Source organism: Sphingomonas azotifigens NBRC 15497 (genome assembly GCF_002091475.1).
GTDB lineage: Bacteria > Pseudomonadota > Alphaproteobacteria > Sphingomonadales > Sphingomonadaceae > Sphingomonas > Sphingomonas azotifigens.
Genome location: NZ_BCTR01000021.1, coordinates 110,855 through 129,486, shown reverse-complemented (window position 1 = coordinate 129,486; position 18,632 = coordinate 110,855). Strand labels below are relative to the sequence as shown.

Genomic DNA, 18,632 nt, shown 5'->3' with positions numbered 1-18,632 from the left:
CCGGTTGTGTCTTCATTAACAATGGCATCCTCTACAAGCAACCTGATTGGTCACGGGTTTGGATGCAACGGCCTGTCCCATCTGTCCCGCAATCGTGCCAACCGGTTGTCGCGCACCCTGGGGCGCTCATGATGCGTTCACCGTTGCAATGGCATGACAGGATTAACGTCCTTTTATCACGCCGCAGGGTATCTAGCGAGTTGCGACAGCCGCTGCTAGTGCAGCGCAACGGCGCCGGATCCCGGTTCGAGCCGATGGGGAAAAGAAAGGACTTGCATGCAAACGCCCTATGATTGGGTGACGATCGCGATTTTTGCAGGCCTGATCGTTATCTTCCTGCAACGTTCGCAAGCCGATTCGGCCGTTCGTGATACGATGATCAGCTATCTGCCGCCGGCAATTGGTTGCGCCGTGGCTAATTACCTCGGTAATGGAGGCTATGATGTTTTCGCGATCCTAACGATCGCGTTAGTAATTGCCTATATAGCGCTAGTGATCAAACCGTATGAGTTCTTCAAGCGGCGCTGAGCGGTGCTGATCGGGGAACGGGGGCGGCATACCGTGCGCTGTGATCTGGAGACGCGTCATGTTCGCGGAGCGCCCATGGCGAATGGTAGAAGGGGTGTTTGAGTGGCTGTACGTTCCGCGCTGAGATTCTTGTGGCCGTTCGGCCGTCGGGACTCCTCCGAAGAGGAAGAGAGCTATCTTCCGATCATGGCGACCGCCGTTCGCCAGCGCGATCTCCAGAGCGTCGGCAAGGTCCGCGCCGACTTCCCGATGTTCCGCGCCTCCGCGCTGGATCGGCCGCAGGATCGCCGTCGCGAGGAGCGGCGCGAGATCAGCCGGGCCCGTTTCGCGCTCACTACCTATTTCACGCCGACCCAGCCGGTGTCCGATCGCGGCAGCTTTGCCGGCCGGCTCGACGTGCTGGCGCGGCTGATCTCCGCCATCGAGAGCCAGCGCAGCCACATCGTGCTCCACGGCGAGCGCGGCATCGGCAAGACGTCGATGATGCACGTGCTGACCGATATTGCCCGCGAATCGAGCTACATCGTCAGCTATGCGACGTGCGGCGCGAACGCCAACTTCCCCGATCTCTTCCGCGCGCTGCTCCAAGACGTGCCGCTGCGGTTCCACCGCGACGTGCCGCCGAACGCCGACGAGGCGGAGAGCGGCGCCAGCTTCGCCGACCGGCTGCCCAAGGGCGCGTTCGATTCGGGCGAGCTGGCCGATCTCTGCGCGGACATCACCGGCACCCGCGTGCTGATCTTCCTCGACGAATATGACCGGGTGACCGACACCGGCTTCCGCCAGCAGGTCGCCGAGCTGATCAAGAACCTGTCCGATCGCTCGGCGCGCGTGCAGCTGGTGATCGCCGGCGTCGCGTCGAACCTGCAGGAACTGATCGGCTATGTGCCGTCGATTCGCCGCAACGTGATCGGCTTCCCGATGCCGCGGCTCGGCGAGGCCGAAGTGCGGGAGATGATCGCGCTCGGCGAGGAGGGGACGGGCGTTCGCTTCGATCCGGATCTGGCGCACATCATCCATCTGCTCGCGCTCGGCTCGCCCTATCTGGCGCGGTTGCTGTGCCACCATTCGGCCCTCGAGGCGCTCGACCAGGGGCGACTCTCGGTCAGCCTCAGCCATCTGCGCCGCGGGCTCGACCAGGTGATCCTCGAGCTCGAGGGGCGGATGACGCCGCGGACCGTCGCCGAGATGCAGAAGTTCGTCGGCGGCCGCTACGATCCGCTGGTCGCGGCGCTGGGCGAAGCGTCGCGGTCGGTCGATGGCTGGTTCGATGGCGAGTCGGTGGTGGCGTTGCTGCCCAACGTCTCGATCAGCCCGCAGCAGGTCGAGCAGGAGCTGGTCAGCCTGAAGGCGCAGCTGGGGCTGGAAAGCGATGTGCAGGATGGCGAGCGCCGCTTCCGCTTCACCGACGACGCCCTGCCGATCTATCTCTGGCTGATGGTCGGCCGCCTGCGGCTCGACAGCGGTTCGCTCGAAGAAGTGCTGGCAACCGCCTGATCCCGGTTCCGCACGGCAGGGTGGTCCCCTGCCGTGCGGAGCGCTTCGAAGCTCAGATCTTGCCGCCGAGCATCTGCACCAGCCCGGCACCGCCGCGCCAGAAGCGCAGCCCTACCTGCATCGTGATCGCCCGCAGCCGTGCGCCTTCGGTGCCCGGCGTGCGCAGGATTTTCGCCAGATCCGATGGGAGCAGCGCGGGCTGCAGCACCGAACGCGCCAGCCAGCGCAGCCGGCCCTTGGGGCGTTCGAGGTGGAACAGGAACAGCTCGCGCTGGATGCGGCGCGTCTTCACCAGCAGCGCCGCCCAGTCCGGCCGGGGCGGATGCCCTACCGAAGCATCGGGCGCATAGTCGATCGACAGGCCCTGGCCGATCGCGCGGTGGCACCATTCCAGGTCCTCCGACACGCCGGTGCGGAACCCGCCGACCCGCTCGAAATCGGCGCGCAGCACGAACAGATTGGCGGTGACCGTGAACCGGCCGCGGCGGACATAGCCTTCATTGTCGAACGCCAGCGCCATCTCCAGCGCGGCGGCGCCATTGGGCTTGTCGGGGCGCAGCACATACATGTGCCCGCCGAGGAAAAGCCCGGGCGCGACGCGCGCGGCCCCCGCCGCGAGCCAGCCGGGATCGACCACGCAGTCGCTGTCGGTAAAGGCGAGGATCTCGCCCTGCGCCGCCGCCGCCGCGCCGTTGCGCGCCGGCCCGGCACCCTTTTCGCGGATGGTGACGATGCGCGCGCGGCCGGCAACCGCCGCCTCCACCGCCGCCAGGCCGCAGGGCGAATCATTGTCGCCAACGATGATCTCGAAGGCGTCGCGGCCGATCGTCTGGCGATCGAGCGCGTCGAGGCACAGCCGCAGGCTGTCCGGATCGTTATAGTGCGGGATGACGACGCTGATCCGCGGCGCGCTCATCGCTTCGCACTCCAGCCGGCCAGCAGCTCGCGCAGCCGCGCGGCGAGCGCGCTATGGTCGGTGGTCGCGAGCTTCGGCTCGGTCGCCTTGGCCGCCGCCACGGCTGCGCCCAGCCCGCTCTCGTCGCGCACGGCCTGCAGCAGGCCGCGATCGGCAAAGGTCTGGGCGATTTCCTCCTGGTGGTCGTCATAATGCTCGCCCAGGTCGTGGCGACGCGGAAAGGCGACGACGCGGCAGCCGGCGCGCAGCGCGGTGACCAGCGAGCCGGTGCCGCCATGGCAGATCACCATGTCCGCATCGCGCAGCAGCAGTTGCAGGTCGTCGAACGGAATGGTCCGGCGGATCTCGACGTCGGGGATGCCGGGGTCGGCAAGATCCTGGTCGCCATATTGCAGGATCAGCTTGCCCGGCAGTCCGCCGGCGCGCTTGAGATCGAGCACCGCCTGCACCAGCCGCGGGAAGGGCAGGGTGGCGCCCACTGTCGCGAAGGTCAGCGCCTGCTTGGGCGGGCGCGGCGTGTCGAGCATGCGGAACGGATCGAATAGCTCCGCATCGGGCCAGGTTTGCTGCAGCGCGGCAGACTGGACGATGGTGACCGAGGCGATGCCCTTGACCATCTTGCCGAAGGCGGAGGGGTGGTCGAAGCGGGCGAAGCTTTCGATATGCACGAACCTGGCGCCCGAAAGCTTGGCGAGCAGCGCGGTGAAATAGACCGCGCCGGCGCCGGTGGAGATCACCACATCGGGTTTGTGGCGGCGGATGATCGACAGGCTCTGGCGCAGGTTGCGCAGCGCGCCGCCGAGCATGCGCAAGGGGTGGCCCAGCTTGGCCTGGCCCAGCGCATAATGCTCGACCAGTTCCACCGGATGCTTTTCGGCGAGGCTGCGGCCGAGCGCGGTATCTTCGGTGACGAAGAAATAATCATGCTCCCGCCACACCGATTCCAGATCGAGGATCTGGCGGAGATGGCCGCCGCCCGAGGCGGCAAGGCACATTTTCAGCGGCTTGCCGGCAGTCCCCTGTGTCGCGGTCGCTTCTGCCATGCTGTCCCCTCGTGCCAACTGTCTCCCGGCGGGAGCCATGCTGCGCTGCCAACGCTATTGCGGATGCCCGCGCGCCCGAATAGGTTCAAGTAGAAGTTTGTGCCGTGCGCAATTCCGCGGCGGTGGGGAGGTCTTCATGAAGAAATGGTACCTGGTGACGGCGGTGGCTGCGGCCGCGCTGGCCGTATCCGGATGTGGCGGCAAGGGCGGCAACCTCGACAAGGGGCAGGTTGTCGCATCCGTCGACGGCGACGAGATCACGATCTTCGAACTGAATGCCGAGATGCAGGCGACGCCGGTGCCGCCGGGGACCGACCGCAAGCTGGCCGAGCAGATGGCGCTGCAGCGCGTCATCGAGCGCAAGATCCTCGCCAAGATCGCTCGCGAGCAGAAGCTCGACAAGACCCCGGCCTATCTGGTGCAGCAGCGCCGCGCCGATGAGCTGATCCTCGCCACCATGCTGCGCGACAAGATCGCCAGCGGTATCGCCCAGCCGACCGAAAGCGAGATCACGCAATACCAGGCGCAGCATCCGGACCGGTTCGCGCAGCGCAAGGTCTACAATGTCGACCAGATCATGTTCCCGCCGCCCACCTCGGCCGATGCGTTCAAGCAGTTCGCGCCGCTGAAGACGCTGGAGCAGCTGGCCGACAAGCTGACTGCCGACGGCACCCAGTTCCGCCGCGCGCCGAGCCAGATCGACACCGCCGCGCTGCCGCCGGAAATCGCGGCGAAGATCGCGGCGCTGCCCGCGGGCGAGCTGTTCATCCTGCCGACGCCGCAGGGCCTGAGCGCCAACATGATCACCGCCACGACGATCCAGCCGCTCACCGGCGACCAGGCGCACGAGCTCGCGCTCAACGCGCTGCGCAGCGAGCGCTTCAGCAAGGCGGCCGATGCCCAGCTCAACGATCGCCTGAAGAAGGCCCGCGAGACGGTGAAGTACCAGCCGGGCTACAGCCCGCCGCCGCAGGCCAAGGCCGGCGCGGGTGCCAGCCCGGCACCGCGCACCGAGCCGTCGGCTGCGGTGACCGGCAACGCCAACTAAGCGAAGACGGGCGGGGCTGTACGGCGCAGCCCCGCTTCTTCCTCCCCGCGCGTCCGCCGACTGGCGCGGAACGTCCGTCCCGGTGAGTCCGCTGTCTCAGCCGCGCGCGCTGCGCGAGCCATAGCCCTGCCACCAGCGCGCGCGCTGGCGCAGCACCGTTCCCCAGCCTTTGCTCAGCTGCATCAGCCGCTCCGCATCGTGCGGCTTCAGCTTTGCCAGCACCGGGCACAGAAAGGCATATTTGGCGGCCGTCAGCACGAAGGCGCTGCCGGTCATCCACGCGCCGAGCTTGCTGAAGTGCTTGCGCGCATAGTGCATGCGGCCGGTGGTGAGATAGAGCAGCCTGCTGCCCGACATCGACGCGCCGCTGCCGGGGCTGTGGATCACGCGCACGGCCGGATCGACCAGCACCGCATAGCCCAGGGCATGGATCCGGGCGAAGAAGTCGATCTCTTCGGCGTAGAGGAAGAAGCTCTCGTCGAACCCCTGGATCTCGCGCCAGACATCGGCGCGAACCATCATGAAGCCGCCGCTCAGCACTTCCACCGGGCCCGGCTCCTTGGTGCCGACCGGCAGCCCGCCGCGGCGCAGCGGTCGGCTGTCGACCACCGAGACGACGAAATCGCGCGGGGTGGGCAGCGCCATGAAGTTCGAGGGATCCAGCTCGCCATGCGGAAAATAGGAGAGCCCGCCCCAGGCCGCGGCCTCCGGATGCTGCTTGGAGAAGGCGACCAGGCGATCGATCGCGCCGGCGACGGGCGCGGCATCGGGGTTGACCAGCAGCAGCCGGGGCGCCCGGGCCTGCGCGGCGAGGCGATTATTGCCGGCGCCGAAGCCGATATTGCCCTCGCTCGGGACGATTCGCACGTGCGGGAAGTTCGCACGGGCAAAGGCCTCGCTCGAGCCGTCGCCATTGTCGATCAGCAGGATCTCGTGCGGCGTCTGCGCGGCGGAGGCGGCGATGCTGGTGAAGCATTCGGTTAGGAACGCGGCCGACTGGTAGGCGACCACCAGAACGCTGACCTCGGGAGCGGGGACGCTGGGCATAGCTCGCTATAGCTACGCTGCGCTGCGGCGTCGAGCCGCAATGCCGGCCGGACGGGTCGTTTCGGCCGCGCAGCTAAAAACCTGATAAAGAACCCTTAACCCTATCCCTTGGGCCAATTTTCAGAGGCCGGGCGGTACTTTCGGATTGTTGGGGTCAACGTTCGACGGGGGTCGAACTAGTCAAGAGTACGAACATGCCGGACATCATCGTTAAAAATCAGAGCGAACTCGACGCCGCGATCAAGGCGGCGAGGGGTGGCGAGACCATCAAGCTTGCGGCGGGTAGCTATACCAACCTGACCGTGATGTACAAAAACTTCGCCTCGAACGTAACGATTACCTCGCTCGATCCGAACAGCAAGGTTAACGTCAGCGTGCTGACGGTCGCGTCGAGCAGCAACCTCACGGTGGACAATCTCGACGTCAAGCGGACGATGACGACGGATACACTGGCCAACCAAGTGGCCTCTTCCAGCAACATCGTGTTGAACAAGGTCGGGTTCAGCGGGGGCACCGGGGATCCCAGCGCGTCGATCGGGGTCGGCCTGCAGGTGCGGCAGTCGAACAATGTCACGATCACCAACTCGTCCATCGATCACTTCGCCGTCGGATTGGCAGGTCAGACCGTGGACGGGATGCTGATCAAGGACAGCATTTTCGAAAACAACCGCCGCGACCACACCAATTTTTCCGAGATGAAGAACACCACGATCGACAGCAACAGCTTCACCAACCTGTTCCCTGTCGGCACCGAGCACCCGGATGCGATCCAGTTCTGGACCGCGAACAGCAAGTACGCCAGCAGCAACGTCACGATCACCAACAACGTGATCATGCAGGGCGCCGGCCGTGGCTCGCAGGGCATCTTCATCGGCGGCGAAAACCCGTCGCTGATCTACGATACCCTGAACATCTCCAATAACATGGTGTATTCGAACGGCTGGTCGCAGGGCATTTCGGTAAGCAGCGCGAAGAACGTGACGCTCGATTCGAACAGCGTCATGTCGAAGGTGGACGGGGTTGCCTATTGGATCCAGCTGAACGCGGTGGATGGCGCCAAGGTCACCAACAACATCGCCGACAGCATCATCGTGACGTCGAGCTCGAAGAACATCCAGCAGTCGAAGAACGTCAATCTCGGATCCGATCTGGGCGTGATGCGCAGCATCGCCGGCCTGAACGACGTCAATGCAGCGCGGATTGCCGATCTGCTGGTGTCCGGCGTCGGCTATCAGCCGCCGAAGGGCAGCATCGTCGCCGATCTGGTGCAGAGCCAGCAGGCTGCGGCCAAGCCGACCGCCTCCTCGCTGCTGCTCGACCTCAGCTTCAATTCGACCGGGCTGGTCGACAAGTCGCGCTGGGCATCGACGTCGGTCATCGCGCCGATCGACCTGACCAAGGTTTCGGGCAACAGCTTCCGGATCCAGACCGGCGTTGGCGTCGCGCTCGACAAGAATACCAGCAAGCAGCTCTACGGGCTTTCGGCGTTCACCATCAGCTTCGATCTCAAGCGCGATGCGCCGACCGCCGCGGTGGGCGACATCATGAGCATCTTCCGCAGCTGGACGGTGTCGCTGCGCGCCGACGGCGAACTCGTCTTCGCGATGGAGAACGCCAGCGGCAAGGGCTATAGTGTCGCGACCAGCGGGGCCAAGCTGACCGACGCGAACAACCACAAGATCGCGTTCACCTATGACAGCCAGCGCAGCCAGCTGCTGATCTATGTCGACGGCGTCCAGCGCGGCAGCGGCCTCGTCACCGGCACGACCAAGGGCGTCGAATCGGGCGGCCTGTACATTGGCGGCCAGTTCAGCAAGGCGGTCAGCGGCACGGTGGGCGACATCGAGATCCGCGATACCGCGCTCAGCGCCGCCCAGGTGCAGTCGCTCACCCTGACCGGCAACCCGGCGTCGGCGGATGCGGTGAAGGTCAACCTCACCCAGGGCGTGGTGCCGACCGCAACCTCGCTGGCGACCGGCACCGGCTCGAGCCAGACGCTGCAGCCTGCCCCGACGCTCGCGACGAACACGGTGAACAGCGCCAGCGCGCAGGCCGCGCAGCTGATGCTGGCAATGGCCCAGCAGGCGGGCATCGGCGCCGGCAGCCTCTCGTCGTCCTCGTCGAGCGCGCTGCTGTCGTCGAAGCTGAGCGCGCTGCAGCTCAACCACGCGTAAACGGATCGACGTGTATTACCAGGTTGCGCGGTTAAGAACCCATCGCGGCCCCATATCGTCACCCCGGCTCTCGCTGGGATGACGGTGTGCGGCATGATGAGTCCGCCTGAATGCACCTTGGTATAAGTCGATCTGCGTGTCGCGCAGTATGGAAGATGGCGGGGGCGCAAACCTCCGCCATTTCATCTTGTGCGGTGCGTCATGTACCTTGCTTTCTTTGTGTTGCTGAACCAAACGAACACGACGTGCTGCGTCGCTTCGCCTGCCCGAACTGACCGGCGCGGCGGATTGGAGGAGATGCCGATGGTGACCGTGTCGCGAAGGTTCAGGATCGACCCGCTTCGCGGTTTCGTGTCGCGCGCCCGGCGCCCTGCCTGGCTGCAGGAACTCCTCCAGCGTCGCCGCGATGTGCTGCCCCTGTACACGCCGCAGCGGGCGGGCTGGCTGATCGCGTTTCGTCGCACCGTCCTGTTCGCGGTGGTGATGATCACCGCGATGTTCTACGGCGTCGCCTCGGCCATCCTGCCGCCGGCATTGCTGGCGATGATCGGTGCGCCCTATGCGTTGCTCGGCCTGTTCGTGATCTGGGCGCTGCCGGGGTCGCGCACGCCGCCGTTCAAGGTGCTGCTCCGCCTGTTCCTGGTCTATTTCGCGGTCCAGCTGCTCTGGCCGAACTATATCGCGCTCGACGTCGGCGGGCTGCCCTGGATTGCGCTGCGGCGCCTCGTGGGCACCATCACCACGATCGTCTTCCTCATGTGCCTGTCGATGTCGCGGCCCTTCCGGGCGGATCTCAGCGTCGCGCTGAAGGAATCGCGTCCGATTTCGACCTTGTTCCTCATCTTCTTCGTATCGAGCACGATCTCGGCCTTCACCTCGGTGTCGCCTTCGGAAGCGATCTCGCGCTGGATCGGTACGACGCTGGTGAACACGCCGATGTTCTTCGTCACGATCTGGATCTTCGCCACCGGCGTGCGCACGTTCGACTGGTGGATCAATCGCTTCATGATCTTCGTCGCCATCCTGATGGTGATCGGCGTGCTCGAATATCACGAGAAGCACATCCTCTGGGCGAACTCGATCCCGAGCTTCCTGCACGTCGACGAGCAGATGCTGAACATGATCCTGACGCCCAACTTCCGGAACGGCTACCGCATCTCCACCACCTTCACCGGCCCCCTGTCCTGGGGCGAGCTGACGGCGCTGGCCATCCCGTTCGCGCTGCACCGGCTGTTCAACGCGAAGACCAATGCGTCGCAGCTGCTCTGGGCGGCCTATGATCTGGCGCTGGTCTCCTCGGGCTATATGAGCGGGGCGCGGCTGGCCGTGGTGGGCGCGATCCTTGCGCACACCGTCTATGTGTTCCTGTGGGCGGTCCGCCGCTGGCGGAACCATCCGGGCAGCCTGATCGGTGTTTCCGCGATGATGATGTATCCGGCGTTCATGGTCGCGCTGCTCGGCGCGATCCTGTTCGTGCCGGCGGTACACAACCGCGTGCTCGGCGGCGGCGCCACCCAGGGGAGCAGTCAGGCGCGCCAGGAGCAGTTCCGCATGACGATCCCCGCCGTCGCGAAGCGCCCGCTATTCGGCTACGGCCCCGGCGCCGGCGCCTATGCGGTGGGCTGGCGCAACGGTGCCGGCTTCCTGTCGATCGACAGCGCCTTCCTGTCGACCGCGGCCGACGAGGGGCTGATCGGCTTCGGCACCTATTTCGGCGGCGTCATCGCCTTGATGATCATCCTGTCGATCAGCGGCGTGCTGTGGAAGGGCAACGGCATGCCGTTCGATTTCGCGCTGGTTTCGGTGTTCGCCACCTTCCTCAGTACGCGGTCGGTGCTCTCCCAATGGGACAGCGACATGCTCTACTGGATGCTGTTCGGCATCGGCATCGCGGTGGTCTATCGGAACCGCACCGGCCAGATCGTGCACGCGGGTGCCGAGCAATATGGCAGCGAGGACGTCCGCACGCCCGACCCGCTCGGGCGACCGCTCGTCGCCTGAACGCCGCGCCCGGCTGGGCGGCCGGGCGGCCAGGTGCCGGACAAGAAAGAGGCCCGCCGGGAGCCGGCGGGCCTTTTGCGTTGCGCGTGCCTTGGGGCCCGGAGGACGCGCCCGCGCGGGCTTATACCAGGCTGCGTTGATACCAACTCCTCCAGCCTCTCCCCGTCATCCCGGCGAAAGCCGGGATCCATTCGCCTCTCGGTCTCAGCAAACGCCGATAGCGAGACCGCAATGGACCCCGGCTTTCGCCGGGGTGACGATGTGGAGGACGAAGATAGGTTCTTTTCCGTGCAGGTTGGTATTATTCGGCGGCGGCTGCCGGCCGCTCGAGCCGCTCGTCGATGCGGCGGAAGGTCGCCAGCGCCTGACCGACGATCTGGTCCATGTTGTAATAGCGATAGGTCGCCAGGCGACCGACGAACCAGACCTTGTCCTGCGCGTTGGCCAGCGCCTCGTACTTCTTGAACTGCTGGTAGTTCTCGTCGCGCGGGATCGGATAATAGGGATCGCCCTCGGCCGAGGGATACTCGTAGGTGAGCGCGGTCTTGGCGTGCTCCTGCCCGGTCAGATACTTGTACTCGGTGATCCGGGTATAGTCCTGGTCCTGCGGATAGTTCACCACCGCCACCGGCTGGTGCCATTCCTGGTCGAGCGTGACATGCTCGAAGCGCAGCGAGCGATAGGGCAGCTTGCCGTGCTGGAACTCGAAATATTCGTCGATCGGGCCGGTGAAGATCAGGTTGCGATAGCCGTCGGTCACGTCCTTGAACTCGACGCCGGTGCGCAACTCGATGTTCGGATGATCGAGCATCCGCTCGAACATCTTGGTATAGCCTTCCTTCGGCATGGCCTGGAAGCTGTCGCCGAAATAGCGGTCGTCGGTGTTGGTGCGGGTGGGCACCCGCGCGGTGACCGACTTGTCGAGCTGGCTGGGGTCGAGGCCCCATTGCTTGCGCGTATAGCCGCGGAAGAACTTCTCGTAGAGTTCGCGACCGACGACCGAGACGACGACGTCCTCGCTGGTCTTGATCACCTCGACCGGCTCCGCCCGCGCGGCCAGCCAGGCGGGCACTTCCTCCTCGGTGAGCGACAGCCCGTAGAGCTTGTTGATCGTGGTGAGATTGATCGGGATCGGCACCAATTGCCCGTCGACGCTGGCGAGCACGCGGTGCTCATAGGGGCGCCATTCGGTAAACTGCGACAGATAGTCGACGATCATGTCGCTGTTGGTGTGGAAGATGTGCGGGCCGTACTGGTGGATCAGCAGCCCGTCCGCATTGGCGACATCGAACGCGTTGCCGCCGATATGGGGGCGGCGGTCCACCACCAGGACCCGCTCGCCGCGCTGGCTGGCGAGGCGTTCCGCCAAGGTAGCCCCAGCGAAACCGGCGCCAACAACAAGCCAGTCGTACATGATACCCCCAAAGATGATCTTGGATTCGAAGACATCATAGCTGGCTATAACCGGCGGGCCAAGGCGGCGAATTTCGCGTCGCACCACGCGCTTGTGCCACCTTTGCGCACCCGTTAGATGCAAGTCCGCCCGCCTTCCGGCGCGGAGATGAGGGGACTTGCGTTCGATGGCGAAGGTTTTTCTGGTAGCGCCGACCGGTATCGTCACCGGGGGCACCGAGCTGAGCCAGCAGTTGGGGCATAGTCTGCGTCGGCACGGGGTCGATGCGCGCATGCTCTACACCCCCTTCGACCAGCCTGCCGCGACGCCCGAGGCCTTTATTCGCTACGACGTGCCGGTCGCCAGCCTTGACGACATGACGCCGGGCGACATCGTGGTACTGCCGGAAGCGTTCCCCAGGCTGCTCCCGATGTTCAAGGGCATGCGCATCTACTTCTGGTGGATGAGCGTCGACAATTTCTTCATGGTCGAATTCTCCCGGCTCGCCCGGATGTTTCCGCGCTGGCTGTACGCACGGGGCACGATGGCGCGGCTGCGCCAGGGCGTCGACGTCCATCTCTACCAGAGCGATTATGCCCGCCAGTTCCTCGAAGCAAACAAGCTGGGCCGTGCGGAATCGCTGACCGATTACCTCGCGCAGGAATATCTCGACGGCATCGAGACCGCCGCGAACGCCACCGCGCGCGAAAATCTGCTGGTCTACAATCCGAAAAAGGGCGCCGAGCGCACCGCGCTGATCCTCGCCGAGCTGGAGCGGCGCGGTCGCACCGACATCAAGCCGGCGCCGCTGCAGAACATGAACCGCGACCAGGTGAAGGACCTGCTGACGCGGGCCAAGCTCTACATCGATTTCGGCGGGCACCCGGGCAAGGATCGCATCCCGCGCGAGGCGGCGGCAAAGGGCGCCTGCATCCTCACCAACAAGCGCGGCAGCGCGGCCAATGCGCGCGACGTGGCGATCGACGAATATTACAAGGTCGACGACACGCGCGACGGCTTCGCGGTCGAGGCGGTCGACCGCATCATCGCCATCATGGACGATTTCGGCAGCCACGCGCCGCGCTTCGACCGCTATCGTGCCTCGATCGCCGCCGAGCCGGCGCGGTTCGAAGATGAGGTGCGGGCCGTGTTCGGCATCCAGGCGGCCCACTGAGCGGCATGGCGCGCATCGGCGCAATCGCTCGCGACAAGGGCCTGAAGGACGTCTTCTACCTGATGCTGACCCAGGTGGCGACGCTCCTTGTGCCGCTGATGACCTTCCCCTGGGCGGTGCGCGCGCTGCACCCGCCCGCCTATGGCCGTTATTCCTTCGGCGTCGCGGTGGTGCAGTATCTGCTGATCATCGTCGATTTCGGCTTCCAGTTCGCGGCGTCGCGCCGCGTCGTCGAACTGCAGACCCAGGGCAAGGATATCTCCGCCTATTACTGGACGGTGCAGGTGGCGAAGTTCGGGCTGTTCGTCGCGACCACCGCCTCGATCGGAATCTTCTGGCTGCTGTCACCGGACATCCGCCAGGCGATGGGGGTGATCCTCGCCTCGCTGCCGCTGCTGCTGGCGAGCATCCTGCAATCGACCTGGCTGTTCCTCGGTGTCGGCGCGATGGCGGCCTCGTCGATCGCGGTGCTGGTCGCGCGGCTGGCGTTCGTGATCCCGGTGTTCCTGCTGGTGCGCGCACCCGGCGACGAATGGATTCTCGCGCTGCTCAACAGCGGCGGCGCATTGCTCGGCGGGCTGATCTGCACCGGCATCGTGCTGCGCCGCAAGCTGGTCACCCGCTTCGTGCTGCCCAGCTTCCGTGCGGTGCGCGCGGCCTATGGCGACGGCTTCCACCTGTTCATCGCGCAAGGGGCGGTGAGCCTGTACGCGGCGAGCAACGCGATCGTGCTGGGCTTCGTCAGCACCGACACCCAGGTCGCCTATTTCGCCGCGGCGGACCGGCTGCGCGGGCTCTCCTCGATGCCGATCGTGGCGGTGACCAACGCCTATTTCGGGCGGATCGCCAAGGGGCTGCGGACCGACCCCCCGGGCACCGGGCCGCTGCTGCGCAATGTCACCTGGCTGCTGGTGTTCGGCATGGGCTTCGTGTCGATCGTCACCTTCGTCGCGGCGGACCTGATCGTCTATATCGTGCTGGGCGCGCGCTTCGGGGCGGCGGCGGCGGTGCTGCGGGTGCTGTCCCCGATCCCGTTCATCGTCGGCCTCAACTCGGTGTTCGGCAACCTGGTGATGCTGAACCTGGGGCTGAAGCGGCAGTTCAGCGCGATGCTGGTCGCCTGCGGCGCGCTGAACGTGGTGCTGCTGGCGGTGCTCGGGCACCAGCTCGGTGCGGTCGGCGCGGCGGCGGCGCTGTTGTTCACCGAAGCGCTGGTCACGGCCGCCTTCTGGTACCAGCTGCACAAGCGCGGCATCTCGGTGTTCCGCGGACGGCTCGACGGGGTCGAGCCGGTCGCGGCGAACTGAGCGTCAGCGGTCGGCGCGCGGGCACGGGCGGCGTTCGTCGAGGTCGAACTCGTCGCCATGGCTGAGCACGTGCAGCCGCACGTCGTGCATCGATAGCGTGCGTTCGGGGCTTGCCTCGGCGATGTTGGAGCGGGTGACGCCCGAGCCGTCGACGATATAGACCGCACCCGCGCCGGCGACGCGGAAGCAGCAGCCCTCCAGCACGATCGCGGTATCCTCGTCGATGCCGATGCCGAGCACGCGGGGGTTCTGCGCCACCGCGCCGAGCAGCCGGCCGATCCGGCCGCGCTCGGCGAAATGCTGGTCGATGATCACGTCGCGGACCAGGCCGAGCCCCGGCGCCATGTGGAGGTCGCCGATACGGTGCGATTCCGCGCTGGAGCCCTTCACCAGCATCGTCTCGCTCATCACCGAGGCGCCGGCCGAGGTGCCGGCGATCACGCCGCCGCGCGCATGGATGTCGCGCACCATCCGCTCGACCGGCGTGTCGCCGATCTGGCTGGAGATGCGGAGCTGGTCGCCGCCGGTAAAGAAGATGCCGGCGGCATCGTCGAACACCGACTGGGTTTCCTGCTCCAGCGTCTCGCCGCGCTCGTGGACATAGAGCTCGACGAGGTTGTCGACGCCGAGCGCGCCGAACGCCTTCTGATAGGCGTCGAAATAGCCGTCGGGCTGATGGCTGGCGACGGTGGCGATGACGAGCTTGCCGCCGTTCACGCGGCGCGCGACCTCCTTGAGGATGGTCTTGTCGCCTTCCTTGTCCTCATGGCCGCCGATGATGATGAGCGGTCCGGTGCGTTCAGCCATGCAGCACGTCCTTCAATTCGTCGCGGTGAACGCCCGCGCGCGGGGCATCGAGCCCGTCGGAATGGAGTGCCAGCGCGAAATGGTCGCTGTTATGGGCAACGCCGAAGGCACCCGAGCGCTCCACGACGATCGCGCCCGCTTCGCCGCCGACGCGGCCAAGCCGGGCGATGGCATGTTCCGCCGCCTCGCCCGCCGAGCCGCCGCGTTCGAGCGCGTGCATCACCTGCGCGGCGAGCATCGTCCGCAGGATCGCCTCGCCATCGCCCGAAAAGGCGCAGCCGCCCAGCGTGTCGTCGGCATAGAGCCCCGCGCCGGGCACGGGGGAGTCGCCGATGCGGCCGGGATGTTTGCCGGGCAGCCCGCCGGTAGACGTCGCCGCGGCAATCGCCCCGGTGGTGTCGATCGCCACGCAGCCGACGGTGTCGTGCGCCTTGCTGTTCTCCGAGGCGAGTGCCTCCGGCGACAGCATCGCCTCCGGCTCCACCAAGTCGGTGCCATGGTTCGCCGCGAAGCGCTCGGCGCCCTCTCCGGCGAGCAGTACGGGGCGGGCGGACAACATCGCCCGGGCCACGCTGACCGGGTTGCGCACCCGCCGCACGCCGGCGACGCCGCCGAGCGTCAGCTCGGTGCCTTCCATCAACGCCGCGTCCATCTCGACGATGCCGTCGCTGGTCAGCACCGAGCCGAAGCCGGCGTTGAACACCGGATCGTCCTCCAGCACCCGCACTGCCGCCTCGGCCGCGAGCACGGCGCTGCCGCCGGCGCGCAGCACGTCCGCGCCAGCCTCGGCGGCGGCGGCGCAGCCCGCGCGGTTGCGATCGTGGAGCGCCGGATCGATCGTCTTGGCGCCGCCATGGACGATGATCGCCCAGCGTGTTGCTTCAGGCATGGAGCTTCTCCGGAACGGCGGCTTCGGGCTGGAAGGCGAGGATCCGGTCCCACACCGCCTGGATGGCGCTGGGCATGAGCACCAGCAGATCGCCGGGGCGGCCGAGCTGCAGCACCCTGTCCACCGCTTCCATCTCGTCGACGATGCGGTGGACCTGCTCGGGCCGCACGCCCGCCGCCATCGCGCCTTCGGACATCAGCCCGTTGGTCTCGCCGCGCGGGCGGCCGCGGCCGTCGGGGGCTTCGCGGAACACGATCTCGTCGAAGATGCTGCCGGCGAGCTGGCCCATCTCGACGATGTCACAGTCGCGCCGGTCGCCGGGGATGCTGACCATGCCGATCACCCGGTGGTAGCGCCCGCGCATCCGATCGATCACCTGCCCCAGCGCCCGCAGCCCGGCGGGATTGTGGGCATAGTCGAGGATGTGGCGGCGGCCATGCGCGTCGTGGATGTTGAGCCGGCCCGGCGAATCCTCGAACGAAGAGCTGAACGCCCGCAGGCCTTCGCGGATCGCCTCCAGCGGCACGCGCTGGGCGTGGCACATGGCGACGGCGGCGAGCGCATTGGCGATGTTGAACTCGGCGATCCCGCCCAGCGTCGCGGGAATGTCGGCGGCGGGCATCAGCTCGGTCCGTTCGCCTGCCTGATGCAGGACGATGCAGCCGCCATAGCTGCCGGGCTCGCGCACCACCGCCATGCCGCCCTCGGCGATGTGACGGCGGAGATGGCCGGACAGGTCCGACCCGCCAGCCAGCGAGAACCACACGATGGTGCCGCGGGCATGGCGGGCGATGCGATGACACATCGGGTCGTCGGCGTTGAGCACCGAATGCCCGCGCCGCGCGACGCTTTCCACCACCACGCCCTTCACCTTGGCAAGGTCCTCGACCGTGTCGATGCCCTTGAGCCCGAGATGATCGGCGGTGACGTTGAGCACCGCGCCGACATCGGCGCCGTCGAAGCCGAGCCCCTCGCGCAGGATGCCGCCGCGCGCGGTTTCCAGCACCGCGACATCGACGGCCGGATTGCGCAGCACGGTGCGCGCGCTCTTCGGCCCGCTGGCATCGGCCTCCACCATCAGATGGCCGTTGAAATAGATGCCGCTGGTCGAGGTCATGCCGACATTCCTGCCGGCCTGCTGCAGGATGCGCGACACCATCCGCGCGGTGGTCGACTTGCCGTTGGTGCCGGTGATCGCGAAGATCGGGATGCGGGCACGGCTGCCGCGCGGGTACAGCATGTCGATCACCGGCGTGGCGACGTCGCGCGGCGTCCCGCTCGACGGTTCCAGATGCATGCGGAAGCCGGGCGCGGCATTGACCTCGACGATGCCGCCGCCGGTCTCGCGCACCGGGCGGCGAATGTCGGGCGAGAGGAAGTCGATTCCGCACACGTCGAGCCCGACCACCGCCGCCGCCTGCTCGGCGATCGCGCGATTGGTGGGGTGGATCACGTCGGTCCGGTCTACCGCGGTGCCGCCGGTCGAGAGGTTGGCAGTATCGCGCAGCACCACGCGCTCGCCGGCCATCGGCACGGTGGCGGGGGTGCGCTCCGTCTTTGCGAGCAGCGCCAGCATCGCGTCGTCGATGACGATGCGGGTCAGCACATTCTCATGGCCCATGCCGCGACGCGGATCCTGGTTGAGGTCGTCGATCAGCTGGGCGATCGAGTGGAAGCCGTCCCCGATCACCTGCGCCGGCTCGCGCTCGGCCACCGCCACCACCTTGCCGTTCACAACGAGGATGCGGTGGTCGTTGCCCGGCACCTGCTGCTCGACGATCACGCGGCGGCTATGCTGGGCGGCGAGCGCGAAGGCGGTACGCAGCGCGTCCTCGTCGGCGATGCCGGTGGAGACGCCGCGGCCGTGATTTCCGTCGAGCGGCTTCACCACCACCGGCCAGCGCAGCCGCCTGGCCTCGGCCAGCGCTTCCTCGACGCGGCGCACCACCGCCCCGCGCGGGACGGGCAGCCCGGCCTCAGCGAGCAGTTGCTTGGTCATTGCCTTGTTGCCGGCGATGTCGACTGCGATCTGGGCGGTGTCGCCGGTGATGCTCGCGCGGATGCGCTTCTGGCGGCTGCCATGGCCGAACTGGATCAGGCTCTGCTCGTTGAGCCGGGTGACCGGAATGCCCCGGCGCTCCGCCGCCTCGACCAGCGCGTGGGTGGTGGGGCCGAGGGCATTGGCCCTCAGGATCGCCTGCAGCGAGGCGATGATCGCGCGCACCTCCTGCGGCGCATCGAGCGGCGGCGTGCCTAGCAGCTGAAGCCCTTCCACCTTGCGCAGCGGCTCGGGCAGCAGATCGGCGACTAGCCGGATCGCCGCGAGGCCGGCGGCGAGCGCCAGCGTCTCGTCGCGATAGGTGTAGAGGATGTTGTACACGCCCGGCCGGTCCTTGACCGAGCGCGTCTTGCCGCGGGTGACGCGCGATCCGGCGAGCGTCTGCAGCTCCAGCGCGACATGCTCGATGATATGGCCTGCCCAAGTGCCCTCGCGCAGCCGCTCGACGAAGCCGCCGGGGCGCTGATAGCTGCAGCCATGCACGCCCAGGCCGGGCAGGAGGGCGAGCAGTGCATCGGTGAAGCCCGGCAGCCGGTCGCTGGGCCATTGCTCGAGATCGCGCAGATCGACCTGGATGCGGATCATCGGACGCGTGCTGAACAGATGCGGGCCGCGATAGACGCTCCGCTCGAGCACCCGCATTCCGTTTGCCGAAGCCGGGCGCACGAAATCGGCCGGCTGCACCAACGCTGTCATAGTGGACCTCTAGAAGGGGCACCGAGAACCAGCGCCTGAGCCGCTCCAACGGC

General features: G+C 66.8%; 14 protein-coding genes. 7 read left to right on the top strand and 7 right to left on the bottom strand.

Translation table 11 applies throughout. The annotated features are described in order from the left end of the window. Window positions 1-276: 276 nt before the first annotated feature. Window positions 277-528, top strand: a complete 252-nt coding sequence (locus tag SAZ01S_RS09475; RefSeq protein WP_084582024.1) for an XrtV sorting system accessory protein — start codon at window positions 277-279, stop codon at window positions 526-528. 102 nt (window positions 529-630) lie between these two features. Continuing rightward, the gene (locus SAZ01S_RS09470; RefSeq protein WP_084582023.1) at window positions 631-2,025 is read left to right on the top strand and encodes an ATP-binding protein; all 1,395 of its coding nucleotides are present in this window, start codon (window positions 631-633) and stop codon (window positions 2,023-2,025) included. A 52-nt stretch (window positions 2,026-2,077) separates the two neighbouring features. Here SAZ01S_RS09470 and SAZ01S_RS09465 read toward each other — a convergent pair whose 3' ends face one another. Beyond that, a complete protein-coding gene (locus tag SAZ01S_RS09465; protein WP_084582022.1) occupies window positions 2,078-2,941 on the bottom strand; it encodes a glycosyltransferase family 2 protein in 864 nt (287 codons plus the stop codon). After that, the gene (welK, locus tag SAZ01S_RS09460; protein WP_084582021.1) at window positions 2,938-3,984 is read right to left on the bottom strand and encodes a beta-1,4-glucuronosyltransferase WelK; all 1,047 of its coding nucleotides are present in this window, start codon (window positions 3,982-3,984) and stop codon (window positions 2,938-2,940) included. The genes SAZ01S_RS09465 and welK overlap by 4 nt, the downstream gene beginning before the upstream one ends. Before the next feature lie 136 nt (window positions 3,985-4,120). Between welK and SAZ01S_RS09455 the strand changes: the two genes are divergently transcribed. Further along, window positions 4,121-5,032, top strand: a complete 912-nt coding sequence (locus tag SAZ01S_RS09455) for an EpsD family peptidyl-prolyl cis-trans isomerase (protein ID WP_084582020.1) — start codon at window positions 4,121-4,123, stop codon at window positions 5,030-5,032. Window positions 5,033-5,128: 96 nt separating this feature from the next. Here the strand turns inward: SAZ01S_RS09455 and SAZ01S_RS09450 are convergent, their stop codons facing one another. After that, on the bottom strand, window positions 5,129-6,079 hold the full coding sequence (locus SAZ01S_RS09450; protein WP_084582019.1) for a glycosyltransferase family 2 protein: 951 nt from the start codon (window positions 6,077-6,079) through the stop codon (window positions 5,129-5,131). A 194-nt stretch (window positions 6,080-6,273) separates the two neighbouring features. Between SAZ01S_RS09450 and SAZ01S_RS09445 the strand changes: the two genes are divergently transcribed. Together SAZ01S_RS09445 and SAZ01S_RS09440 are read left to right on the top strand one after the other, a co-directional pair. Beyond that, window positions 6,274-8,253, top strand: a complete 1,980-nt coding sequence (locus tag SAZ01S_RS09445) for a LamG-like jellyroll fold domain-containing protein (RefSeq protein ID WP_084582018.1) — start codon at window positions 6,274-6,276, stop codon at window positions 8,251-8,253. A 303-nt stretch (window positions 8,254-8,556) separates the two neighbouring features. Beyond that, entirely contained in the window at window positions 8,557-10,254 is a 1,698-nt protein-coding gene (locus tag SAZ01S_RS09440; protein ID WP_167693124.1) for an O-antigen ligase family protein, read from the top strand. A 301-nt stretch (window positions 10,255-10,555) separates the two neighbouring features. Here SAZ01S_RS09440 and glf read toward each other — a convergent pair whose 3' ends face one another. Then, window positions 10,556-11,668, bottom strand: coding sequence for a UDP-galactopyranose mutase (gene glf / locus SAZ01S_RS09435; protein WP_084582087.1), 1,113 nt, complete (start codon window positions 11,666-11,668; stop codon window positions 10,556-10,558). A gap of 166 nt (window positions 11,669-11,834) precedes the next feature. Between glf and SAZ01S_RS09430 the strand changes: the two genes are divergently transcribed. Beyond that, window positions 11,835-12,821 carry a hypothetical protein gene (locus SAZ01S_RS09430; RefSeq protein WP_084582016.1) on the top strand — a complete coding sequence of 329 codons (987 nt, stop codon included), beginning with the start codon at window positions 11,835-11,837 and terminating at the stop codon, window positions 12,819-12,821. A 5-nt stretch (window positions 12,822-12,826) separates the two neighbouring features. Next, entirely contained in the window at window positions 12,827-14,128 is a 1,302-nt protein-coding gene (locus SAZ01S_RS09425) for an oligosaccharide flippase family protein (protein WP_084582015.1), read from the top strand. Window positions 14,129-14,131: 3 nt separating this feature from the next. On the opposite strand, the gene SAZ01S_RS09420 is transcribed toward SAZ01S_RS09425, so the two are convergent. Genes SAZ01S_RS09420 through cphA form a run of 3 tightly spaced genes read right to left on the bottom strand, consistent with a single transcriptional unit; the run spans window position 14,132 to window position 18,579 of the window. Continuing rightward, the gene (locus SAZ01S_RS09420) at window positions 14,132-14,935 is read right to left on the bottom strand and encodes a cyanophycinase (RefSeq protein ID WP_084582014.1); all 804 of its coding nucleotides are present in this window, start codon (window positions 14,933-14,935) and stop codon (window positions 14,132-14,134) included. Further along, window positions 14,928-15,824 carry an isoaspartyl peptidase/L-asparaginase family protein gene (locus SAZ01S_RS09415; protein WP_084582013.1) on the bottom strand — a complete coding sequence of 299 codons (897 nt, stop codon included), beginning with the start codon at window positions 15,822-15,824 and terminating at the stop codon, window positions 14,928-14,930. The genes SAZ01S_RS09420 and SAZ01S_RS09415 overlap by 8 nt, the downstream gene beginning before the upstream one ends. Next, window positions 15,817-18,579, bottom strand: coding sequence for a cyanophycin synthetase (gene cphA / locus SAZ01S_RS09410; RefSeq protein WP_084582012.1), 2,763 nt, complete (start codon window positions 18,577-18,579; stop codon window positions 15,817-15,819). The genes SAZ01S_RS09415 and cphA overlap by 8 nt, the downstream gene beginning before the upstream one ends. Window positions 18,580-18,632 lie beyond the last annotated feature (53 nt).